This window comes from Acinetobacter nosocomialis (genome assembly GCF_041021905.1).
Lineage (GTDB): Bacteria > Pseudomonadota > Gammaproteobacteria > Pseudomonadales > Moraxellaceae > Acinetobacter > Acinetobacter nosocomialis.
This window is the reverse complement of sequence record NZ_CP157432.1, coordinates 3,311,870-3,333,993: the sequence shown is the minus strand read 5'-3', so window position 1 is coordinate 3,333,993 and position 22,124 is coordinate 3,311,870. Positions and strand designations below refer to the sequence as shown.

General features: G+C 39.2%; 19 protein-coding genes and 1 pseudogene. 10 read left to right on the top strand and 10 right to left on the bottom strand.

What is annotated here, in order from left to right:
- The first annotated feature begins 173 nt into the window (after positions 1–173).
- The 4 genes from ABLC00_RS15485 to ABLC00_RS15470 all read left to right on the top strand — a co-directional run bounded on the left by ABLC00_RS15485 (position 174) and on the right by ABLC00_RS15470 (position 5,296).
- Complete coding sequence (locus ABLC00_RS15485) at positions 174–2,579, top strand: glucose/quinate/shikimate family membrane-bound PQQ-dependent dehydrogenase (RefSeq protein ID WP_002051504.1); 2,406 nt, start codon at positions 174–176, stop codon at positions 2,577–2,579.
- 163 nt (positions 2,580–2,742) lie between these two features.
- Positions 2,743–4,386, top strand: a complete 1,644-nt coding sequence (locus ABLC00_RS15480; protein ID WP_004885339.1) for a nitrite/sulfite reductase — start codon at positions 2,743–2,745, stop codon at positions 4,384–4,386.
- Positions 4,379–4,864 carry a DUF934 domain-containing protein gene (locus ABLC00_RS15475; RefSeq protein WP_004885341.1) on the top strand — a complete coding sequence of 162 codons (486 nt, stop codon included), beginning with the start codon at positions 4,379–4,381 and terminating at the stop codon, positions 4,862–4,864. The genes ABLC00_RS15480 and ABLC00_RS15475 overlap by 8 nt, the downstream gene beginning before the upstream one ends.
- Positions 4,865–4,942: 78 nt before the next feature.
- Positions 4,943–5,296, top strand: coding sequence for a multidrug efflux SMR transporter (locus ABLC00_RS15470; RefSeq protein WP_002051463.1), 354 nt, complete (start codon positions 4,943–4,945; stop codon positions 5,294–5,296).
- A gap of 52 nt (positions 5,297–5,348) precedes the next feature.
- Here the strand turns inward: ABLC00_RS15470 and ABLC00_RS15465 are convergent, their stop codons facing one another.
- The 3 genes from ABLC00_RS15465 to ABLC00_RS15455 all read right to left on the bottom strand — a co-directional run bounded on the left by ABLC00_RS15465 (position 5,349) and on the right by ABLC00_RS15455 (position 7,717).
- Positions 5,349–5,792, bottom strand: coding sequence for a VOC family protein (locus tag ABLC00_RS15465; protein WP_002051396.1), 444 nt, complete (start codon positions 5,790–5,792; stop codon positions 5,349–5,351).
- A 125-nt stretch (positions 5,793–5,917) separates the two neighbouring features.
- Complete coding sequence (locus ABLC00_RS15460) at positions 5,918–7,093, bottom strand: thiolase family protein (protein WP_004885343.1); 1,176 nt, start codon at positions 7,091–7,093, stop codon at positions 5,918–5,920.
- A 108-nt stretch (positions 7,094–7,201) separates the two neighbouring features.
- Positions 7,202–7,717, bottom strand: coding sequence for a GspH/FimT family pseudopilin (locus ABLC00_RS15455; RefSeq protein ID WP_004712040.1), 516 nt, complete (start codon positions 7,715–7,717; stop codon positions 7,202–7,204).
- Positions 7,718–8,096: 379 nt separating this feature from the next.
- Here ABLC00_RS15455 and omp38 point away from each other — a divergent pair, with 379 nt between their 5' ends.
- Positions 8,097–9,125 carry an outer membrane protein Omp38 gene (gene omp38 / locus ABLC00_RS15450; protein WP_004885345.1) on the top strand — a complete coding sequence of 343 codons (1,029 nt, stop codon included), beginning with the start codon at positions 8,097–8,099 and terminating at the stop codon, positions 9,123–9,125.
- Positions 9,126–9,251: 126 nt separating this feature from the next.
- Here omp38 and ABLC00_RS15445 read toward each other — a convergent pair whose 3' ends face one another.
- The 5 genes from ABLC00_RS15445 to ABLC00_RS15425 all read right to left on the bottom strand — a co-directional run bounded on the left by ABLC00_RS15445 (position 9,252) and on the right by ABLC00_RS15425 (position 14,818).
- On the bottom strand, positions 9,252–9,410 hold the full coding sequence (locus ABLC00_RS15445; RefSeq protein ID WP_004885347.1) for a hypothetical protein: 159 nt from the start codon (positions 9,408–9,410) through the stop codon (positions 9,252–9,254).
- Between the two features lie 3 nt (positions 9,411–9,413).
- Positions 9,414–10,619 (bottom strand): RtcB family protein, encoded by a 1,206-nt coding sequence (locus ABLC00_RS15440; protein ID WP_004885349.1) that lies wholly within the window; start codon positions 10,617–10,619, stop codon positions 9,414–9,416.
- A gap of 278 nt (positions 10,620–10,897) precedes the next feature.
- A complete protein-coding gene (locus ABLC00_RS15435; protein WP_002051328.1) occupies positions 10,898–12,358 on the bottom strand; it encodes an amino acid permease in 1,461 nt (486 codons plus the stop codon).
- Between the two features lie 21 nt (positions 12,359–12,379).
- Positions 12,380–13,393 carry a class I SAM-dependent methyltransferase gene (locus ABLC00_RS15430; RefSeq protein ID WP_002051385.1) on the bottom strand — a complete coding sequence of 338 codons (1,014 nt, stop codon included), beginning with the start codon at positions 13,391–13,393 and terminating at the stop codon, positions 12,380–12,382.
- A gap of 66 nt (positions 13,394–13,459) precedes the next feature.
- Complete coding sequence (locus ABLC00_RS15425) at positions 13,460–14,818, bottom strand: uracil-xanthine permease family protein (protein WP_004885351.1); 1,359 nt, start codon at positions 14,816–14,818, stop codon at positions 13,460–13,462.
- 178 nt (positions 14,819–14,996) lie between these two features.
- Between ABLC00_RS15425 and typA the strand changes: the two genes are divergently transcribed.
- From typA to ABLC00_RS15410, 3 genes are all read left to right on the top strand, one after another.
- The gene (gene typA / locus ABLC00_RS15420) at positions 14,997–16,832 is read left to right on the top strand and encodes a translational GTPase TypA (RefSeq protein WP_004712053.1); all 1,836 of its coding nucleotides are present in this window, start codon (positions 14,997–14,999) and stop codon (positions 16,830–16,832) included.
- 256 nt (positions 16,833–17,088) lie between these two features.
- The gene (gene mscL, locus ABLC00_RS15415) at positions 17,089–17,520 is read left to right on the top strand and encodes a large conductance mechanosensitive channel protein MscL (RefSeq protein WP_004885352.1); all 432 of its coding nucleotides are present in this window, start codon (positions 17,089–17,091) and stop codon (positions 17,518–17,520) included.
- A 138-nt stretch (positions 17,521–17,658) separates the two neighbouring features.
- Positions 17,659–18,012 carry a gamma-glutamylcyclotransferase family protein gene (locus ABLC00_RS15410; protein WP_004885353.1) on the top strand — a complete coding sequence of 118 codons (354 nt, stop codon included), beginning with the start codon at positions 17,659–17,661 and terminating at the stop codon, positions 18,010–18,012.
- An 11-nt stretch (positions 18,013–18,023) separates the two neighbouring features.
- Here ABLC00_RS15410 and ABLC00_RS15405 read toward each other — a convergent pair whose 3' ends face one another.
- Both ABLC00_RS15405 and mutM read right to left on the bottom strand, forming a co-directional pair.
- Positions 18,024–18,314, bottom strand: coding sequence for a peptidylprolyl isomerase (locus ABLC00_RS15405; protein WP_002051379.1), 291 nt, complete (start codon positions 18,312–18,314; stop codon positions 18,024–18,026).
- 27 nt (positions 18,315–18,341) lie between these two features.
- Positions 18,342–19,157, bottom strand: a pseudogene (gene mutM / locus ABLC00_RS15400) (bifunctional DNA-formamidopyrimidine glycosylase/DNA-(apurinic or apyrimidinic site) lyase); the annotation flags it as partial.
- Between the two features lie 75 nt (positions 19,158–19,232).
- On the opposite strand from mutM, the gene ABLC00_RS15395 reads away from it, so the two are divergent.
- Both ABLC00_RS15395 and ABLC00_RS15390 read left to right on the top strand, forming a co-directional pair.
- A complete protein-coding gene (locus ABLC00_RS15395; RefSeq protein ID WP_004885355.1) occupies positions 19,233–19,799 on the top strand; it encodes a DNA-3-methyladenine glycosylase in 567 nt (188 codons plus the stop codon).
- A gap of 134 nt (positions 19,800–19,933) precedes the next feature.
- On the top strand, positions 19,934–22,123 hold the full coding sequence (locus ABLC00_RS15390) for a TonB-dependent receptor (RefSeq protein ID WP_004885356.1): 2,190 nt from the start codon (positions 19,934–19,936) through the stop codon (positions 22,121–22,123).
- Position 22,124: the final 1 nt, after the last annotated feature.

The window sequence follows — 22,124 nt, the reverse complement described above, 5'->3', positions numbered from 1 at the left end:
TAATTATTCCGAAAAACGGATTGTCGAGGGCTAAATCATTGATTGAAGTATCCAGACCTTCCGTTTTTTTCTTTATGCCTGAATTTTGTTTTATATGTATTGGTGATGCCATTTTTCTATAAGGTTTTTGGCACATCTTTCCGATAAAAATGATGATTGATAAGAGGTGGTTTATGAATCAACCTTCTTCAAGATCAGGATTAACGACATTTACCGTAATCATTATTGGGTTATTGGCGTTATTCCTGTTAATTGGAGGTATTTGGCTCGCTACACTAGGCGGTTCAATTTACTACATTGTAGCTGGAGTCTTACTTCTCATTGTTACATGGCAACTCTACAAGCGCGCTTCAACTGCTTTGTGGGTTTATGCTGCATTAATGCTAGGTACTATTATCTGGAGTGTCTGGGAAGTTGGAACAGACTTTTGGGCGCTTGCACCTCGTTTAGATATTTTAGGTATTCTTGGTTTATGGTTATTGGTTCCGGCAGTGACTCGTGGAATCAACAACCTTGGATCAAGTAAAGTTGCCTTATCTTCAACTTTAGCGATTGCAATCGTGTTGATGGTTTATTCTATCTTCAACGATCCACAAGAAATTAATGGTGAGATCAAAACTCCTCAACCAGAAACTGCTCAAGCCGTTCCAGGTGTAGCAGAGAGTGATTGGCCAGCTTATGGTCGTACTCAAGCTGGTGAGCGTTATTCTCCGCTCAAACAAATTAATGACCAAAATGTCAAAGATTTGAAAGTAGCATGGACACTACGTACTGGTGATTTCAAAACAGATAATGATTCTGGTGAAACAACCAATCAGGTTACGCCAATTAAAATTGGTAATAACATGTTTATCTGTACGGCTCACCAACAATTAATTGCGATTGATCCGGCTACTGGTAAAGAAAAATGGCGTTTTGATCCGAAACTTAAAACGGATAAATCGTTCCAGCATTTAACTTGTCGTGGTGTAATGTACTACGATGCAAACAATACTACTGAGTTTGCAACGAGCCTCCAAAGCAAGAAATCTAGCTCTACACAATGTCCACGTAAAGTCTTTGTTCCAGTTAATGACGGGCGCTTAGTTGCTGTGAATGCTGACACTGGTAAAGCATGTACTGACTTTGGTCAAAATGGTGAAGTGAACTTACAAGAGTTTATGCCATATGCTTATCCAGGTGGTTATAACCCAACGTCTCCTGGTGTTGTGACAGGTTCAACAGTAGTTATTGCTGGTTCTGTGACAGACAACTATTCAAATAAAGAGCCATCTGGTGTGATTCGTGGATATGACGTGAACACTGGTAAGCTTCTTTGGGTATTTGATACTGGCGCAGCAGATCCAAATGCTATGCCAGGTGAAGGCACAACTTTTGTTCATAACTCTCCAAATGCTTGGGCACCTTTAGCATACGATGCCAAACTTGATATCGTTTATGTTCCAACAGGTGTAGGTACTCCAGATATTTGGGGTGGTGACCGTACCGAGTTGAAAGAACGTTATGCAAACTCTATGTTAGCGATTAATGCTTCAACTGGTAAATTGATTTGGAACTTCCAGACAACCCATCACGACTTATGGGATATGGACGTACCGTCACAACCATCTTTGGCAGATATTAAAGACAAATCTGGTAAAACTGTTCCAGCAATTTATGTATTGACCAAAACAGGTAATGCCTTTGTTCTTGATCGCCGTAATGGTCAGCCAATTGTTCCTGTAACTGAGAAACCAGTTCCACAAACAGTTAAACGCGGACCACAGACTAAAGGCGAGCATTATTCAAAAACTCAGCCATTCTCTGACTTGAACTTGGCACCACAAGATAAATTGACTGATAAAGATATGTGGGGTGCCACTATGCTTGATCAGCTTATGTGTCGTGTGTCATTCAAACGTCTCAATTACGATGGTATTTATACACCACCATCTGAAAACGGTACTTTAGTTTTCCCTGGTAACTTAGGTGTGTTTGAATGGGGCGGTATGTCAGTTAACCCTGATCGTCAAGTTGCTGTCATGAATCCGATTGGCTTGCCATTTGTAAGTCGTCTAATTCCTGCTGATCCAAACCGCGCGCAAACTGCAAAAGGTGCAGGTACTGAGCAAGGTGTTCAGCCAATGTATGGCGTACCGTATGGTGTAGAAATCAGCGCATTCCTATCTCCGCTTGGTTTACCTTGTAAACAACCAGCTTGGGGATATGTGGCTGGCGTAGATTTGAAAACTCATGAAGTCGTTTGGAAAAAACGTATTGGTACTATCCGTGATAGCTTACCAAAACTGTTCCAATTACCAGCTGTTAAAATTGGTGTTCCTGGTTTAGGTGGTTCAATCTCTACTGCCGGTAATGTTATGTTTGTTGGTGCAACTCAAGATAACTACATCCGTGCGTTTAACGTCACGAATGGTAAGAAATTATGGGAAGCGCGTTTACCAGCAGGTGGACAAGCAACACCAATGACTTATGAAATTAACGGTAAGCAATATGTAGTGATCATGGCCGGTGGTCATGGTTCATTTGGTACAAAAATGGGCGACTATTTAGTGGCTTATGCATTGCCAGATAACAAATAAACGTTTGCTATCAAAAAAGCCCAGATTTATCTGGGCTTTTTTATATCGATGTATATAAGCTTATCAATAAAATCGTTATTAAATATGCAAAAAAAGCATTTTATTGATGAATAAAAGCTCGCTATGCTATCCGCCTTAATAATGAATCTACTAGCCATACGCCATGTATTTATATACCGATTTCGACCAGCAGCTGGTTAATGAACGAGTTGCTCAGTTCCGTGATCAGACTGAACGCTATTTAGCTGGCAAACTTTCTGAAGATGAATATCGTCCATTACGTTTGCAAAATGGTTTATATGTGCAACGTTATGCGCCTATGCTGCGTATTGCTGTGCCGTATGGCTTAATGAATTCAAAACAATTACGTAAAGTTGCTGAAGTTTCAACAAAATATGATCGTGGTTATGCACACGTATCAACACGTCAAAACATTCAGTTAAACTGGCCTGCACTTGAAGATGTGCCAGATATTTTGGCAGAACTTGCAACTGTACAAATGCATGCTATTCAAACGAGTGGTAACTGTATTCGCAACACGACAACTGACCAATATGCGGGTGTGGTTGCTGGTGAAATTGCAGACCCTCGCCCAACATGTGAATTGATTCGTCAGTGGAGTACATTCCACCCTGAATTTGCATTCTTGCCACGTAAGTTCAAAATTGCTGTTTCTGCACTTGAAGAAAAAGATCGCGCAGCAACTGCATTCCACGATATTGGTGTTTATATCGTGCGTAATGAGGCAGGTGAAATTGGCTATAAAATTATGGCTGGTGGTGGTTTAGGCCGTACTCCAATCATTGGTAGTGTCATTCGTGAGTTTTTACCACGTGAAGATTTAATTGCTTACTTAGAAGCTGTTCTTCGTGTTTATAACTTGCATGGCCGTCGTGATAACAAATATAAAGCGCGTATCAAAATCTTGGTTAAAGCATTAACACCTGAAGTATTTGCACAGAAAGTTGAAGCTGAATTTGAACACACACGTGAAGCACTAAAAATTCAGCCAGAAATCTTGAAAAAACTGGATGAAGAGTTCACTCCGTTTGATTATCAAGATTTGGCAGATGAAGATTTCACGGATTTATTCTCTGAGCATCCAAAATTCAAACAATGGTTCAATATCAACACGCATGCACATAAAGTGAAAGGCTATCGTATTGTTACGATTTCTCTAAAACGTGCAGGCATCGCACCAGGTGATATGACCACCGAAGAAATGAATTTTATTGCAGATCTTGCTGATAAATATACGTTCGGTGAGCTTCGTACCACTCACGAACAAAATATTGCTTTGGCAGATGTGCCTCAAAAAGACTTGTTCGATGTATGGCAAGCACTTGAACAACACAATATGGCACGTGCACATATCGGCTTTATTACCGATATTATTAGCTGCCCGGGTGGTGATTTCTGTTCACTTGCAAATGCGAAATCAATTCCAATTGCTGAAGCGATTACACGTCGTTTTGAAGACTTAGACAAAGTTTATGATCTTGGTCATTTAGATCTAAATATTTCTGGTTGTATGAATGCTTGTGGTCACCACCACGTGGGTAACATCGGTATTTTAGGTGTAGATAAAAAAGGCGCTGAGTTCTACCAAATTACATTAGGTGGTAATTCAGACCATGATGCATCTATCGGTGACATCTTAGGCCCATCATTTGCAGCAGATGCTGTTCCAGACGTTATTGAAGAAGTATTAAATACTTATCTTGATTTACGTACTGAAGGTGAGCGTTTCGTCGATACATATCGCCGTGTAGGAATTCAACCATTTAAGGAGCGTGCATATGCTTAATACAGCTCTACCAGTGCTTTATAAAGACGGCACAATTGCAGACAATACTTATCAAATCATTGCAGAAGATGGTGTGGTTCCTCAAGGTGATGTTGTTGTAACAACCGTTCAACTCGATCAATTAGCTAACGTTCAAGGCAAAAAAGCTTTGTATGTGACTGTGAGCGATTCACCAGAAGATCATACATTCCCACTTAGCGAACTTGATGCGATCTTTATTGAGTTTGCTGGCTTTGGTGATGGTCGTGGATATTCATTTGCAGCGCTATTACGTCGTCAAGGTTTCCAAGGTGAACTGCGCGCAACTGGCGATGTGTTTAAGGATGTCTTAAACTACTTAAAGCGCTCAGGTTTTGATAGTTTTGTAATTAAAGAAGGTAAAGATGTGCAAGAGGCGGCAGCTGGTTTGCAAGACTTTACCAACCCGTACCAAGCTTCAACAGCTGTACCGCAAGCAAGTTATCAAACTGGTGCTTAAATAATTTTAAATGAAGAAGCTGAACTTAGGTTCAGCTTTTTTTATAATTACTTTTTAATAAATGAATGAAGAATAAGAATGTTAGGCTTAATTTCAAAAATAAATCCCGGTGCTTGGTGGTTAATATTTGCTATTGCGACAGATGTGCTCTCAACATTTTATTCGGCTAAAGGCAATGGATTAGTTAATAAAACTGCTCAAGGAATTGCTCTAGTTTTATATATTGGGTCTTTTGCATGTGCAGCTATTGCTTTGAAATATATGCAGGCGGGAATTTTATATGTGCTTTGGTCTGGAATAGGTGTATTAGCAACTGCTTTTCTTGCAAAGATTTTTCTTGGGCAGAATATTGATGTAGCTGGATGGGTAGGTATAGGTTTTATTACCGTTGGTTTAATGATTATTGCGCAGTATTCTAATATTAATGTTTAAGACCCTTATAGAAATAGTAAGTGTCTCTATAAGGGTCTGATCTTAAAAAATATTATGTATCAAGCTGACAGTTAACCATCCACTTTATGCCAAACTGATCGGTAAATGCACCGTATAATGCACCCCAGAAAGTTTTTTCTAATGGCATTTCAACTTGTCCATTTACAGATAGAGCATCGAACAGCTGTTTTGCTTTTTCTTGCTCATCTTTTTCAAGGTTGATTGCGATGTAATGATTATTACCTTTAGTAAATACACTATTCGGGGTACAGAATTGATCGATAGTGTCTGATGCCATGAGTACTGTGTACTCATTAATCGGTAGAGAAACGTGCAGCACTAAATTTTTTTCGGCTTCCGATAATGTTACACCCTCATTAGGTGGCATGTCGCTATAACGGCTCAGCATAGCAAATTCACCACCAAAGACCGATTTATAAAAATTAAAGGCTTGTTCTGCCTGACCTTGGAAATTGAGATAGTGATTGAGTTGCATTGTTATTGTCCATTGTTGTTTTCGTTTAAAGGAATAAGTTAAAACTTAAAAGTGATTTTGTGGGTCTTTTTTTGTAAATTTTTCATAAAAAATCCCACCGAAGTGGGATTTTAAACAGATTTTAATTAAAGAATTTCAATGGCAACAGCTGTTGCCTCACCACCACCAATACAAAGTGCGGCAATACCTTTTTTACCGCCAGTACGTTTAAGCGCATGAATAAGTGTAAGAATAATACGAGAACCTGTAGAACCTACCGGATGACCTAGGGCACAAGCACCACCATTGATATTCACTTTCTCTGCATCAAGTTTGAAATCATCAATTGGACACATGGTAACCATAGCAAATGCTTCATTAATTTCCCAAAGGTCAACGTCCTGAGCATTCCATCCAGCTTTTTTAAGAACTTTCTCGATAGCACCCACAGGAGCGATGGTAAATTCTGAAGGATGCTGAGAATTTGAAGCTGTTGCAATAATTTTAGCAAGCGGTTTTAAGCCACGTTGTGCTGCAACTTCACTTGATGTTAATACCAATGCAGAAGCACCATCAGAAATAGAACTCGCATTTGCTGCGGTAATTGTACCGTCTTTTGCAAAAGCTGGTTTAAGTGAAGGAATTTTATCAATCTTCGCATTTAAAGGTTGTTCATCTTGGTCAACAATCACATCGCCTTTACGTGTAGAGACAGTAACAGGGACGATTTCATCTTTGAAATAGCCTTCAGTAATTGCAGTTTGAGCACGTTTTAAAGAGCGAATGGCAAAGTCATCCATTTGCTCACGTGTATAACCACGTGTATTTGCCATATCTTGAGCAAATGAACCCATTAAACGACCTGTTTCAGCATCTTCTAAACCGTCGAAGAACATATGGTCTTTAATTTCGCCATGACCCATACGGTAACCAGCACGTGCTTTGGGCAATACATAAGGAGCATTAGTCATTGACTCCATGCCACCTGCAACCACAATTTCAGCACTGCCTGCTTTGATCATGTCTGCTGCTTGCATCACGGCTTTCATGCCTGACCCACAAAGCTTATTAATCGTCACTGCACCTGTAGAGTCAGGTAAACCAGCTTTACGCATCGCTTGACGAGCAGGGCCTTGTTTTAAACCCGCAGGTAGTACACAACCCATAATGACTTCTTCGACATCAGTAGGTTGCAAGCCTGCTCGTGCGATTGCTTCTTTAATTGTTACTGCACCTAGTTCAGGAGCAGTTAGACCAGATAGTGATCCTTGAAAACCACCCATAGCAGTACGAGCACCATTAACAATTACGATGTCAGTCATTGTTGTAATCTCCGATTGTTCTTTATCTCAAATTAAGAAAACATTAAAACTTAAGCAGTATATTGCAAAATGAGGGATGTATTGGTCTCGGCATTAGACTGTAGAGTTCTAACAATTTTTTAATTCTTCGACACGCACATGCCCCATTTTGCTAAGAACTAATTTAAAATTTTTAAGCTGATCATAAGAACAGTAAATAAAACTACCATTAGACTCGATTGGAAGTCCCGAGCTTCCTTGAAAAACAATACTATTTTGTTTTTTACCAAAACGTTGTAATTTCATAGAACCATAAGTATGGTTAAGATCTATAGAGGTTAATAATTCTTCATTTAAATCATGCTGTAGATTACGGTTACTATCTATGAAGCTGATTAAGTGTTTATTCCAATCTGTATTACAGATTACCTGATCTGAACTTGGACACAGAACAATGTTCTTATGCTTAATAATTGCGTCCGATTTGGCTTTTTGTATATGAATTGTGAGTACACGCGAAGTATTTTTTAATTCTACAGATGCCATAAATTGATGGTATAAAGGAATGGCTATAACTGACATAATCACAAGAATTACGAGGGTTATAGAGAGCTCAACTATAGTAAAACCAGGAGATCTAAACATTAAGAAACCTTAATATATGTATAAATAGAGCAATTTTATGTTTTCTGACAATGATTTATATTATTTTTTATAATAAGGAAACACAAAATTAAATAAGGGTTATCAGTTGGCTAGAATACTGGTAAAATCACCGCAAGCGAAACAAAGAAGTTATTCATTTTTGCTAGTTGAGTAAAAAATTACCGAATTACAACGGAAATTGTAAGTAATTTTGTCAATAATTTACTTGATTAAAATTATCAAGCACTTGGAAAGTTTATCAAGTGTTTGTATGATTCAAATGTGAATAGCTTAAAAATAATACTGGGGTAAAAATATCTCAGGGGCCAATAAATTTAGGCTGAGCTTGAACAACAATTGTTATCTCTGGAGGATATCCATGAAATTGAGTCGTATTGCACTTGCTACTATGCTGGTTGCTGCTCCATTAGCTGCTGCTAATGCTGGCGTAACTGTTACTCCATTATTAGTTGGTTACACTTGGCAAGACAGCGAGCATAACAACGATAAATTAACAAGTCATGCTGAATTACAAGATGATTTATTCGTTGGTGCTGCACTAGGTGTTGAATTAACTCCTTGGTTAGGTTTTGAAGCTGAATATAACCAAGTTAAGGGTGATCTTGATGGTACTGGCGTAGCTGGTGCTGAATATAAACAAAAAACTGTTGCTGGTAACTTCTACGCAACTTCAGATTTGATCACTAAGAACTACGACAGCAAATTTAAGCCGTATGTATTATTAGGTGCTGGTCAAACTAAAACTGAATTTGATGGCATTTATGCAGACAAAAAAGATACTATCGGTAACGCTGGTATCGGTGCGTTCTATCGCTTAAACGATGCTTTATCTCTTCGTACTGAAGCTCGTGGTACTTATGACTTTGACGAAAAATACTGGCGTTATACAGCTTTAGCTGGTTTAAACGTAGTTCTTGGTGGTCACTTGAAGCCTGCTGCTCCTGTAGTAGAAGTTGCTCCAGTTGAACCAACTCCAGTTGCTCCACAACCACAAGAGTTAACTGAAGACCTTAACATGGAACTTCGTGTGTTCTTTGATACTAACAAATCAAACATCAAAGACCAATACAAGCCAGAAATCGCTAAAGTTGCTGAAAAATTATCTGAATACCCTAACGCTACTGCACGTATCGAAGGTCACACAGATAACACTGGTCCACGTAAGTTGAACGAACGTTTATCTTTAGCTCGTGCTAACTCTGTTAAATCAGCTCTTGTAAACGAATACAATGTTGACGCTTCTCGTTTGTCTACTCAAGGTTTCGCTTGGGATCAACCGATTGCTGACAACAAAACTAAAGAAGGTCGTGCTATGAACCGTCGTGTATTCGCGACAATTACTGGTAGCCGTACTGTAGTAGTTCAACCTGGTCAACAAGCTCAATAATTTGAGTTTCTGAACAGTAAAAAAGCGACTCGTTAGAGTCGCTTTTTTTATTGTGATTTTTAAAATATCTTTCATTTCTCTATCTCCTTGATAATATGTACTCAGTTGTTCATAGTTAGATCAGTTTTACCAAACCCCTTTTTTTAATTGCTGTTTAGTATCTTGTCTATCTCGACGATGCTGTGCACGAGGTTTTTCTGTCTCATGCATGCCACCTTTTTGAAGTAAAGGTGAAAGGGCTACGTGGTTGCGAGCCTTAATTTTTGACATTTCTTTAATTTTCATGTTTTAACCTTTAATACATAAAACTTGTTTAAGTGTATGGACCACTTCAATAAGATCTGACTGGTTCGCCATAACTTCATCAATGTCCTTATAAGCGCTTGGAATCTCATCGACAACACCACTGTCTTTACGACATTCAATTCCTTGCGTTTGTTCAATTAAGTCTTGTTGATTAAAAAGTATTTTTGCCTTGCTTCGGCTCATTTTGCGGCCAGCTCCGTGAGAGCAAGAACAAAAAGACTCAGGATTAGCTTTTCCTCTAACAATATAAGAACGTGCTCCCATAGAACCTGGAATAATTCCTAACTCATTTAAACCCGCTCTAATCGCTCCTTTTCTGGTAACTAAAAGATTTTCACCAAAATGGGTTTCTCGACTTACATAATTATGATGGCAATTAATTGCTTCTTTTGTCATTTGAAAAGAGGGTAGAAGAGGTCGAATTGCTTCTAAGACTAATCGCATCATTTCTTTGCGATTTTCGAAAGCATATTCTTGTGCCCATTCCACAGCTTCTACATAATCATTAAAACTATTTGAACCTTCAGCAAAATAACTTAGGTCTTTATCAGGTACATGCCCGAAGCGATGTTGTGCTTCTTTCTTGGCAAGTTCAATAAAATAAGTACCAATGACATTACCAAGTCCGCGACTACCTGAATGGAGCATGACCCATACATCTTGATTTTCATCAATACATAACTCTATAAAATGATTACCACCTCCTAATGTCCCTAATTGTTTTTGCCAAGTTGCATCAAACTGCCGAAGCATACGAACTAGACCTGGATGTTTCTTTATAATCGGTTGTAAACGCTTTTCGAGTGGAATAATACTCGACGCTTTAGCTTTGACCTGTTTATGTAAAGCAAAACCGACGGGTACTTTACGTTCGATTGCATCACGTAAACGGCTTAAGTTATCTGGAAGTTGTGACGCTTTTAAACTCAAACGAATTGCATTCATTCCACAACCAATATCTACACCGACTGCAGCTGGAATAATTGCATGTTTAGTCGGAATAACACTACCTACAGTCGCGCCTTTTCCTACGTGAACATCTGGCATAACAGCAATATGTGAGTATATGAATTGCAGTTGTGCAATTTTCTTTAGTTGTTCGATACTTTCACTATCTATATCTTGAGTGAAAATTTTAACCGGCACACCATACAGTGCCTCTTCGTTTAATATTTTTTGTATGCCCATAATTTTTCTCTTATTTTTCTGTCCGAATAGGCATAAAAAAAACCTAGCGAATGCTAGGTCTTAAATTCGAGCATTCGGACAAGTGAATTAAATTTGTACACTTGTCCGTGAGCTGACATCGTGCCAAATCGTTACTGTGTTTTACCTTGTAGTGTTGGCATGATGTCCTCCTTTTTTAAAAAGTGCCGTTGAAAATCTGAACGGCATTTTACCTGTTTTTAACTAAAGATCAAGTTTTTGACATTTAGTTATTTTTGATTAGCTCTTTAAGCTTACTATTAATCTTGCTCTGGTTTTACATCCATTTGATCGTAAGGTATTAATTTAGTCTTATTTTTCCATTTATATCCGAGCCAAATTACTAAGAATAAAGGTAAGCTAATATAGGTAGAAAGTAAGCCCATCCAGTCAATTTTTCCACCTAAAACAGCTTGATAGTTCTGGCCAAGGATAATGACAGAACAAAGAATAAAGGCAAACCATGGAGCAAATGGGAAAAACTTAGCACGGTAGGCAAGATCTTCGAGCTTATAACCTTGAGCAATATAACCTTTACGGAAACGATAATGTGAAATTGCAATACCTAGCCAAACAATGAAACCACACATCCCAGACATATTGAGAAGCCAGTTAAAGACTTGTTTTTCCCCAATAAAAGTCGTTAAGAAGCAGAATGCAGCAATAAATGTAGTCGCATATAAGGCATTCATTGGAACACCACGATTGTCGAGTTTTGCAAACCATTTTGGTGCGCGGCCTTGTTGAGCCATATCAAATAACATACGGGTAGAAGAATACATACCTGAGTTACCTGCCGACAAAATAGCTGTCAAAATAACCGCATTCATTAAGCTCGCAGCGAAAGCAAAGCCTACTTTTTCATAAAGCAAGGTAAAAGGAGAAAGTGCAACATTTTCTGTTGTCGCAGCTTGTAATAGGTTTGGATCATCATAGGCAATGAGTGTACCGATAATGAAAATACACAATACATAGAATAATAAAATTCGCCAGAAAATCTGTTTAATCGCAAGTGGTATCGTTTTCTTTGGATCTTTCGATTCACCCGCAGCCACACCCACCATTTCGGTTCCCTGAAATGAGAACCCTGCAATCATGGCAACACCAATCATGGCTTGTAAACCACCTACAAAAGGCGCATCTTTGTAAGTCCAATTACCAAAAGTGGCCACACCTGGTGTCAACATCACCTTAATAATCATGGCAATACCAATGATAATGAAGGCAACAATAGCGATAACTTTAACCATTGAAAACCAGAATTCGCTTTCGCCAAATCCTTTTACACTCATCGCATTAATCATAAAAATAATGACGAGGAAGAGCGCACTCCAATAGAACCCAGGAATATCTGGAAACCAGAACTTCATAATAAACTGTACTGCAACGAGTTCAAACGCAACCGTGATTGCCCAGTTATACCAGTAGTTCCAACCTAGTGCGAAACCAAAGCCTTCTTCCACATAGCGACTGCCATAGGTGAAGAATGCGCCAGATGTCGGTGTATGAGTTGCAAGTTCGCCCAAGCTGGTCATTAAGAAATAAATCATAATACCAATGAGGGAATAGGCGAGTAACGCCCCACCTGGGCCTGCATTTGCAATGGTTGAACCAGAAGCAAGGAAGAGACCTGTACCAATGGAACCACCAATGGCGATCATATTCAGATGACGAGCCCCAAGCTTTCGCTGGAGTTTTTCAGGAGCATGTGTTTCGCTCATGGAGATTCCTTACATAGTTTGTTATGCACAGGCATATAACACCTTAAAGCCTTGTAGATCAGTTTTAATCTCACACTGACCAAAGTGCTTCTCGATTAAGATCGGATAGTTTAAAAAACGGTTTGCTACAATCCATAGCTCACCTGATGCCTTTAAATGTTTTTTAGCGTTCTGGCAGAGTCCTTCACTTGCATCGTAGTTGGTATGAATACCTTGATGAAAGGGGGGATTACTGACAATGGCATCAAGTTCTGTTGGGGCGTCTGCAATTCCCGTAACGGGCTGCAATCTCAACTGGTCTGAACCTATTCCATTTCGACTAAAAGTCATTTCCGTTGACCGTAAAGCGAAGGCATCAATATCTAGGGCATGAATAATATTACTTGAATTTACTTTTGCCAAATAGCAACTGATAATTCCCGCACCACACCCGAAGTCGGCAATTCTACCTGATTTCACCTGATTTAGATAAGGGAGTAAAACAGCAGTTCCGACATCTAGATGATTTTGACTAAAAACGCCAGGTAGCGCGCAAATGGTAAGTTCTTGTTCATTTGCTTGAACAGTATAGGTTTTTAACCAGCTTTCAAGAGGCTTGATTTTTTCAGTTTTTTCAATTTTTAAATGCCATAATTGACAATGGCGTGCACTATCGAGTTTAAGTATCTGGCCAAAACTTTGTAATTGTTTAGCTGCTCTTTCAACACCGCCTTTTTTCTCGCCTACTAGAAAAACTGATTGATCAGCCTTTAAATGGCTCATCACTACATGCAATATATAGTTTAAAAGCTCTTTTGATTTAGGCACAAAAATTAAAGCCTGATCAAATTCTTGTGATGGAAACTCAACTGAGAAATGTGCTGGGGTACCTGTATTAATGAAACCTTGGTAGTCGGCATAATTCCATGTCCAGACTGAGGCATCAACCGCAGTAGGTAATTGACTGACTAAGGCATCATTGGGTGCATTAATCAACAAGAGTCTACCTTTTAAATAGTCTTGCTGTCTTAATACCACTTCACTTCTAGGATCCATGTACATCTCTCATGAAGAAGAATGCCCAGTGGAAACTGGGCAGTAATCAAAAAATTAAAAAATAGGTTATTTGTGGGTTTCAGGCAGAACAATATTTAAAATTAGTGCTGCAATACCACCTGTTGCTACACCAGAACTAAAAATATTTTTAAATAACTCTGGCAAGTGCTCCAAAATTTGTGGAACTTGGGCAACACCTAAACCGAGTGCAAGTGAGATTGCAATAATTAAAAGTGCGCGACGATCGAGATGGATAGATGAAAGAATGTTAATGCCTGAGGCAGCAACTGCACCAAACATTACCATAACTGCTCCGCCTAATACTGCCTGTGGTACAGCTTGTATTACACCCGCTACAGCTGGGAATAGCCCTAATATAATGAGTAAAGCTGCAATCCAGATCCCTACGTAACGACTAGCCACACCCGTGAGTTGAATAACACCATTATTTTGGGCAAAAACAGAACTAGGGAAAGTATTAAATAATCCTGCAAGTAAAGAGTTTGCGCCATTTACTAACACCCCACCTTTAATGCGTTGCATCCACTGAGGGCCATCTACAGGTTGGTTTGAAAGTTTGCTGGTTGCTGTGACATCACCAATTGCTTCTAATGAAGTCACCAAATAAATGAATGCCATTGGAATAAATAAGCCCCATGAGAAGCTTAAGCCAAAGTGCATTGGTGTTGGAATTTGAATGACTGGGGCGTCTTTTAGACCAGAGAAATCTAAATAACCCATGAAGCCGGCAAGAATGTAGCCAATAACTAAAGCAATCAAAATAGCTGAGCTTTTAATCCACACTATGCGTATGCGATTTAAGACAATAATGATGGCAAGAACTGTACAAGACATTATAAGGTTATCGGAACTTGCAAAAGTATGATCTTGCATGGCTTGATAACCACCACCCATACTAATCAAGCCTTCCTTAATAAGTGTCAAGCCAATCAGAAGTACAACAATACCTGTCACAAGCGGAGTAATCAGTCTTTTTACCCATGGCAGAATTTGTGAAACACCCATTTCAATAAATGAACCAGCAATCACCACACCAAAAATAGCAGCCATAACTTGATTTACTGGCGTACCTGCAGCAACCATTGCACTACCGATACCAATAATTGGTCCAATAAAGTTAAAGCTTGTTCCTTGAACAATGAGTAGACCTGCACCGAAAGGACCAACTTTTTTGCATTGTAAGAAAGTTGCAATTCCTGAAATGACCAAAGACATGGATAAAATCATGTTAGTTTCGGTACGTGAAACGCCCAAAGCTAAACAAATGAGAAGTCCAGGTGTAACAATCGGGACAATAATTGCAAGCAAATGTTGAAAAGCTGCTAGAAAAGCCACGAAGGGTTTTGGTCGGTCATCTAGTCCATAAACGAGGTCAAGATGGTCTTGTGATGGTTGATTGGACATGGGGGTAAGTACGCCGCAATTTCGCAAATTGGCGCTATTCTAATCGAGATACCTATCTTTACAAAACGAAATACAAGCTATTGGGAAATTTTTTTGTCAATGTCAATAAACTGTCACTACTCAAGAGTAGTGTTTTTCTGTATAATTTGCCCTCAAATTTCAGGCGTTTCTAATTTTCATGTCAGATATCAAAAATCTCCGTAATATCGCAATTATTGCGCACGTCGACCACGGGAAAACCACACTTGTCGATAAACTACTTCAGCAATCAGGTGCTCTCGGTGACCGAGCAGGCGAGATTGAGCGTGTCATGGACTCGAATGCGCTTGAAAGTGAACGTGGTATTACCATCTTAGCGAAAAACACTTCTATTACTTGGTTGGATAAGCGTACTGATACAACTTACCGTATCAACATCGTGGACACCCCGGGACACGCCGACTTCGGTGGTGAAGTAGAACGTGTTATGTCGATGGTTGACTGCGTATTACTTCTTGTTGACTCTCAAGAAGGCCCAATGCCACAAACTCGTTTTGTGACACAAAAAGCCTTTGCTCGTGGTTTAAAACCAATCGTTATTATCAACAAAGTTGATAAACCAAGTGCGCGTCCAGACTGGGTAATCGATCAAGTGTTTGATTTGTTTGATAACCTTGGTGCAACTGATGAGCAACTTGATTTCCCAATCGTTTATGCATCAGGTTTACGTGGTGTAGCGGGTCCTGCTCCTGAAGAACTTGCAGAAGATATGACTCCGTTGTTCGAAACGATTGTAGACATCGTTGAGCCACCAGCGGTTGACGTTGATGGTCCATTCCAAATGCAGATTTCATCACTTGACTATAACAGCTTCGTAGGCGTTATCGGTGTTGGTCGTATTCAACGCGGTTCAGTAAAATTAAACACTCCTGTTACTGTAATTGACAAAGATGGCAATACACGTAACGGTCGTATTTTAAAAATCATGGGTTACCATGGTTTAGAGCGTATTGATGTTGACTCAGCATCTGCTGGTGACATCGTATGTATTACTGGTATTGATGCACTTAACATTTCTGACACGATTTGTGATCCGAAAAATGTTGAAGCATTACCAGCTTTATCTGTAGATGAACCTACAGTATCTATGACTTTCCAAGTAAACAACTCTCCGTTTGCTGGTAAAGAAGGTAAATTCGTAACTTCACGTAATATCCGTGAACGTCTTGATCGCGAATTAATTCACAACGTAGCTTTACGTGTTGAAGATACTGACAGTCCAGACCGTTTCAAAGTATCTGGCCGTGGTGAACTTCACCTTTCAGTTTTAATTGAAAACATGCGTCGTGAAGGTTTTGAAATGGGCGTATCACGTCCACAAGTAATCATCAAAGAAATTGATGGTGAAAGACAAGAACCTTACGAAAACGTAACGTTTGACGTTGAAGAACAGCATCAAGGTGCTGTAATGGAACAAATGGGTCACCGTAAAGGCGAAATGACTAATATGGAAGTTGACGGTAAAGGCCGTATCCGTATTGAAGCGACTGTTCCTTCACGTGGTCTTATCGGTTTCCGTTCTGAATTCTTGACTATGACTTCTGGTACCGGGATCATGACTTCAAGCTTCTCGCATTATGGCCCTGTTAAACAAGGTACTGTTGCGAAACGTCAAAACGGTGTGTTGATTTCTATGGTTCAAGGTACTTGCTTGGGCTATGCATTGTTCAGCTTGCAAGACCGTGGTCGTTTGTTCGCTAAACCACAGTTAGAAGTTTACGAAGGTATGATCGTGGGTATTAACTCTCGTTCAGACGATATGGTTGTAAACCCAACTAAAGCGAAACAATTAACTAACGTTCGTGCATCTGGTACAGATGATGCTTTAACTTTAGTACCAGCAATTGAATTTACGCTTGAACAAGCGCTTGAATTCATTGAAGATGACGAGTTAGTAGAAGTTACTCCAAAATCAATCCGTATCCGTAAGCGTTACTTGACTGAAAACGAACGTAAACGTAATCGTGATAAATAATTTTTCTTAAATGAAAAAAGAAAAACCGCTAAATTCGTTTAGCGGTTTTTTATTGCTTACTGGTAAAGCTGAAAGTAAACTTAAAGTCATATTTTTCTTGTAAGCAAATATGTTGTTAAAGTGTGAAATAGCTTTCTTTTTTTGAAAAAAATATTAAATTATCAATATCATGGCGAGTACTATCTAGACGGATAAGAGGCCAGTGAAAAAAGAAAAATATGATGTGTTCCTCCCCCCTACATCTGGAGATGTTTAGATGAGTATTATTCAAGAATTTAAAGAATTTGCCATTAAAGGCAATATGATGGATTTAGCCATTGGTGTAATTATTGGTGGTGCTTTTGGCAAAATCGTAGACTCGTTAGTAAAAGATATCATCATGCCGCTTATCACTGTAATTACAGGTGGTGGTGTTGATTTCTCGCAGAAATTTATCGTATTAGGTGCAAACCCTAATAACTTACAATCTCTAGATGCCTTACAAAAAGCAGGTATCAATGTATTAACTTACGGTAACTTCCTGACCATTTTAATTAACTTCCTGATTTTGGCTTGGGTTGTGTTCTTAATGGTTAAATTATTAAACAGACTTCGCCGTGATAAGAATGAGCCAGAAGCTCCAGCTGCAACTCCTGAAGACGTACAATTATTGCGCGAAATTCGTGATGAGTTGAAAAAGAAAGCTTAAGCAGATTTCAAATAAAAAAACGGTACTTAGAGTACCGTTTTTTATTACATAGCATTTTATACTGGACTAGAGATATTGATAAAATTGCAAGGTCGCAGTTAAGTTTAGCTAAGCATATTGAACAAGGAACATAAATTAATGAATCAGCTTTTTGTATATGGAACCTTATGTCCTAATAAAGCAAATGCTCATATTTTAGAGCAGATTGGTGGAAGCTGGACGAAAGCTAGTGTACGAGGGGTAATTCATATTTTAGATTGGGGCCCAGACAAAGGTTTAAAAGCGTTAGAGTTAGATTCGCAAGCAGATTGGATACAAGGTTATGTGTTTAGCACAGAAAAACTTGCTGAAAACTGGCAAATGTTAGATGACTTTGAAGGCTTTCAATACCAACGTGTAATCGCTGATATAAAACTAGAGTCGGGTGAATATATTAAAGCCTGGACATATCAAATGAATGCACAGGCTAATACTTTTGAAAACGACAATTAAATTAATGAGTCCTAACGTAAGCTGCCCATTCGGAATTTAACTTCTAAAAGATGATAGCCAAACTGACTTTTGATAGGACCTTGTAACACGCGTTCAGCAGCAGTAAAAACGACTTTGTCGATAACAGGTACCAACTGTCCTTTTTTGACTTCACCAAGTTCACCGCCACGTTTAGCTGAATTACAGGTAGAATATTGCTTGGCAAGTTTGGCAAAGTCAGCCCCACTTTGTAGCTTCTTTTTTAGCTGTTCGGCTAAGTCTTTATCTTTGACTAAAATATGTCGGACAATTGCTGTTTGCATGTTGTCTTCCTCCAAAAAATTAAGGCTTTTCAGCTTTTTAAGCGGTTGGCATTGTGGGCAAAATACACTGGCGCGTTGACCAAGTTTTAAGTTTTCTAATGTGGTTTCACAGTTAACACACATTTCTCCGGCACGACCGTATGCGAGCAATGTTTGCTGAAAATAACCATTTTCACCCATGGCATTGCTGTAGTCTCGTAAAGTCGAGCCGCCTAAATCAATTGCCGATTTTAAAATGCGCTTAATCTCGATAACCAGTTTCTCAATTTGTTGCATAGTCAAATCGCCAGCAGGCTGAGCTGGGTGAATGCCAACATTAAACAAGCTTTCGGTTGCATAGATATTGCCAACACCAACCACTACATGATTATCCATGAGTGCAATTTTTATGCCGACAGCTTTATTCTTGAGTTTGGAAGCTAAATATTCTGCATGAAAGTCAGTACTTAAAGGCTCTGGGCCTAAAGTATCGATGAGTTTGCCTTGAGTTTCAGGGTTAAGCCAAAGAATGCAGCCAAAACGACGTGGGTCGTGGTAACGTAACTGCTGATCTTCAAATTGAATAATCAGATGATCATGCTTTCTCAATTCATCGTTTGGTTGACACAGACGAAAGCTACCTGACATTCCTAAATGCCAGAGCATTTGATCTTGTTCAAACTCAGCCAAAATATATTTTGAACGACGATTTAATCCAATCAGGCGTTGCCCAACAAGTCTTTGAATATCATCTGGTATTGGCCAACGTAAGCTAGGATTACGTACTTCAACACTTAAAACTTTTTGATTCAATAAGGGAAATAAACTGGTTTTGGTTGTTTCGACTTCGGGTAACTCAGGCATGCCAACTCTCAGAATTAACAGATATACTGGATTAATCAAGTATAACGTGTGGTATGTAATATTTCAGAGAATACTATGTCAGATATTTTACCATTAAGCTGGTTTCAACGAGAAACTTCGGAAGTAGCATATGATTTAATCGGCTGCGTATTATGTAAGCGACAGCCTGATGGACAAGTTATCCGCTGTACAATTAGTGAAACAGAAGCTTATTTGGGCGTGCGTGATAAAGCCTGCCATAGCTACAATGACAAACGTACCGCACGAACAGAAGTGATGTATCGCCATGGTGGTACCATTTATGTCTATTTAATTTATGGCATGTATGAAATGCTCAACATTATTACTCAAACAGAAGGTGTACCTGAAGGAGTGATGATTCGATCAGCATTTTTAAATAGTGCTTCAACTAAAAAAGAATATAAGCTTTTGGCTGGACCTGGCAAACTGACACGTTATTTGAGCATTGATCGGACTTTAAAAGGCCAGACTTTAGGTGAAGAATCTGGACTATGGATTGAGGCAGCCACTACACAGCCAGAAGTGGTTTTAACGCCACGTATTGGAATTGATTATGCCGAGGAAGCAAAAGATTGGCCTGAACGATATTGCTGGAAAGATCATCCATCTTTGAGCCGATAACTCTTAAACTGGAAATCAATTTTTATATCGCAAAACGACTGTTCCAGATTTACAACAATGTAAACCGAATTCTATATCCAGACAAGACACTGCTTTTTGTTATCATAACTACAATATAAATAAAGGAAATAAGCATGTCCTTATTACGCTTAGACCGACTTCATTACTGTATTTTGATGAGTATGGGCTGTATTTCTAGCCCACTTGTTTGGGCAGAAGACTTAAATTCAGACGTTGCCAAATTGCCAACTTTACATGTAGAAGCAACGCGTACTGATACTACTTACTTACAAACACCTGCTTCGGTTTTCCGAATCGAGGCACCTCAGGCGGATAGTTCTTCACAAGTAAATTTAACTGAAGTTGTGAAGGGCATACCGAGTTTACAGATTCGTAACCGTGAAAATTATGCGCAAGATTTACAGCTTTCTATGCGTGGTTTTGGTGCACGTTCTACGTTTGGTGTCCGTGGTATTCGTCTTTATGTGGATGGTATCCCTGCAACAATGCCAGATGGGCAGGGCCAAACATCTAATATCGACTTAAGCAGTCTAGATCATGTTGAAGTCCTAACAGGGCCTTTTTCTTCACTTTATGGAAATTCATCAGGCGGGACTATTTTAACTTCTACTAAAGAAGGGCAAGGGAAAGACTCAATTGAGCTGAGCTATTCGGGCGGTAGTCACGATAAAAGCCGAGCAGGGGTAGTGCTACAAGGTGGGGCAAAAGGGGCGAATGAACCAAGTTATATTATTAGCTCATCATACTTTGATACCGACGGTTACCGTGAACATAGTGGTGCAGAAAAAGTATTAAATAATGCAAAGCTCAGCTGGAATCTTGATGATGGTAGTAAAATCAACTGGGTAACCAACTATGTAAAAATCCACGCCGATGATCCGCAGGGACTAACGCATGATCAGTGGAATGCTAATCCTAAACAAGTTAATGATGCGGATAATACTTATAAGGTTCGTAAAGATATTGAGCAAACCCAAACAGGGGTGACATGGTCTAAACCAATCAATGATAAAAATGAACTCTATGCCATGGCATACATAGGTAATCGTCAAGTCACTCAATATCAATCTATTTCAAAAGGCGATGTAACATTAAAAGATGGTAAGCCTATTTACACAGGCCAAGCAAATCCTAATCATGCGGGTGGTGTAATCGATTTTGATCGTAATTATTATGGTGCTGATTTCCGTTGGACAGGTAAAGAACTACTGCCAAATACCACTGTAAGCGTCGGGGTTGCACTCGATGCAATGGATGAAGACCGTAAAGGTTATGAAAATTTTAATGCGAATGGTATTTATGGTGTGAAAGGTAAATTACGCCGTGATGAAGATAATACTTTATGGAATATCGATCCATATTTACAAGCTTCGTGGCAGTTCTTACCCAAATGGCGTTTAGATACAGGCGTGCGTTATAGTAATGTGCATTACAAGTCAAAAGATCATTTTACTTCAGGGCCTGATCAGTATGGGACTGTTAACGGTGATGATAGTGGCAAAACAGATTACGATAAAGTTTTACCGTCGCTTGCTTTAAGTTGGCAAATTTTACCTGAACTCATGGCTTATATGGGTTATGCCAAAGGGTTTGAAACACCGACCTTTACTGAAATGGCTTATCCAGCCGATACGTCAAAATCTGGTTTTAACTTTGATTTAAAGCCATCGACCAGTGATACCTATGAGGCTGGCTTAAAATCACAAAACTCATTAGGCGATTTTACTTTAGCTGTTTTTCAAACGAAAACGAAGAATGATATTGTTTCAGCAGGAAGCTCAAATGGTCGTTCTACCTTCCGAAATGCGGATAAAACTTTGCGTGAAGGGGTAGAGTTTGCATGGAACAAAAAGTTATGGAGAGATTTAACAGCGACTGCAAGTTATGCGTATTTAGATGCGACTTTTGATGCCGATATATCCGCTTCTGGCAGTTCTAAGCAAATTCCCTCAGGAAATGCAATTCCGGGTATTGCCCAAAATCAGGCTTTTGTCTCTTTAGCTTGGCAACCGAGCCACGGCTTATATGGTGGTGTAGATGTACAGTATATGGACAAAGTATACGTGAATGATACCAACAGTGACGCAGCACCGAGCTACAGTGTAACTTCAGCAAATATTGGTTATGCATGGGATCTAGGTGATTGGAAAGTCAAAAGCTTTGCTCGTGTAGATAACTTATTTGATAAAAACTATGCGGGTTCAGTGATCGTAAACGATTCAACTCAACCAGTTGGACGCTACTTTGAACCGGCTGATGGGCGTAACTGGAGTGCAGGTTTACGTGTAATTAAACAATTCTAGG